The sequence below is a fragment of the Streptomyces sp. NPDC051104 genome (assembly GCF_040682835.1).
GTDB lineage: Bacteria > Actinomycetota > Actinomycetes > Streptomycetales > Streptomycetaceae > Streptomyces > Streptomyces cynarae.
The window spans coordinates 1-1,609 of sequence record NZ_JBFBBS010000138.1; the positions used below are offsets into that span (position 1 = coordinate 1).

General features: G+C 37.8%; 3 protein-coding genes. 2 read left to right on the top strand and 1 reads right to left on the bottom strand.

The window, feature by feature from the left end; all coding sequences use genetic code 11:
• Positions 1-472 (top strand): minor capsid protein (locus AB0N14_RS40080; protein ID WP_366030604.1); only part of this gene is annotated, 472 nt, incomplete at its 5' end.
• 97 nt (positions 473-569) lie between these two features.
• Here AB0N14_RS40080 and AB0N14_RS40085 read toward each other — a convergent pair.
• Positions 570-917, bottom strand: a complete 348-nt coding sequence (locus AB0N14_RS40085) for a hypothetical protein (protein WP_023164006.1) — start codon at positions 915-917, stop codon at positions 570-572.
• 185 nt (positions 918-1,102) lie between these two features.
• Here AB0N14_RS40085 and AB0N14_RS40090 point away from each other — a divergent pair.
• On the top strand, positions 1,103-1,609 hold a 507-nt coding region (locus AB0N14_RS40090), incomplete at its 3' end, for a DUF4355 domain-containing protein (RefSeq protein ID WP_366030605.1).

The window sequence follows — 1,609 nt, forward strand, 5'->3', positions numbered from 1 at the left end:
TGATATTGAAAAACTTCTCATCCGGTCAGTGACTGGCGGAATCAATCCAAAAGCATTGGCCCCACAACTTAAAAGGCTGATGACTGAACAAGGAAAGCTTAATGCGACTTACAACGCACAACGATTGCTTGTGTCAGAAACAACGAGAATTCAAACGGCTATTCAAGAAGAAAGCTATAAAAAAGCGGATATTGAAAGTTATGAATATATTGCTGAACCGTCAGCTTGTCCTATCTGTGGGGCATTGAATGGTAAAATATTCAAATTAAAAGATATGTCGCCTGGTATTAATGCACCAAACATGCATCCGTTTTGTAGATGTAGCACAGCACCGCATGTTGATGATAAAGGTTTCTGGGATGATTTACTTGATAGGAAAGTAATCAGTCAAGATGAGTACAAGCAAGCTTTTGACGACAGGGTAGAAGCTGACAAAGCGATTGAAGAATTGCGCAATAAAAGAAAAGGATAGATTTCAATGAATAATGAACCAAAAAAGGCTGTAACTGGACAGCCTTTTAGTTATAAAGTCAAAGGGATTGATTCCCCAGAGACATTGTCGGGGATAATCAGTCGTCAGATGGAGCAGTTAAATCGCCATTTCCGCTGACACCTAAAACATCTTCCGCAAAAATTGTCAAGGTACCATAGGACTCAGAGTTATCAAGTGTCCTAACATTTTTCAAATGTATTAAGCTTATTTCTTCAGAAACTTTATCTGTTTTACTCTCTGAAAAAGTCATTTCCCAAGCTTGGTTTACAAAGTCTGTTTCAAGTTCGCTTGAAGATACAGGTTTGCCAATATACGTACCATTGGAAGTCAAAACCACTAATTCAGCATCTGAATCGTTTTTCTGATTAGCTACCAAAATCAATGTGTACCAGAACTTGATGTAAGCATTTTTTATAGAACTCAAATTATTTTTCCTTTCTACTAGATACTAGGCAAATGAGCCAGTAATTCAATTATAGCAAATAAACTTTTAAACCCGTCGAATTCCATGGGTTTTTCTTATGTCCGTTTCCGAACGTTGTGGACACTAAATAAAACACGAGAAAATCAGACTCCCAAGTCTTTAAATGCGAGTAGGAGGAACCAGAAATGGAACAAACAGAACTTTTACCCCTTAATTTGCAACTTTTTGCTGATGATCCAAACGGAGGATTAGGGACGCCTGATCCAAATCCACAAGGAGAACCTAATCCAGGAGAAAATCCTCCAGGTAACGGAGAGCCAGGAAGGGACGATAAAGATGAGTTAACTGACAGCGACAAAATCGTCGAAAAGCTTCAAAAACGAATCGGAAAAGAGCAGGCTGAAAAAAATGAAACAAAAACACAGCTTGACCAAGCGCTGGCTCGTATTGAAGAACTTGAAAAAGGTGGCAAAAAGTCAGTTAAAGAAAAATCTGACGAAGAAAAAGCTGCCGAACTTCAAAAAGCTAAAGACGATGAAATCGCAAGCCTTAAAGCACAAATCAAAATTTCAAACATTACCAGTCAAGCTGACGAAGTATTGAAAGAAAGTGGAATTGCTTTAAGTGCTGCTGAATTAGGATTGTTAGTTGATGTTGATGAAGAAAAAACTTACAGTAATGTAAAAACTTTC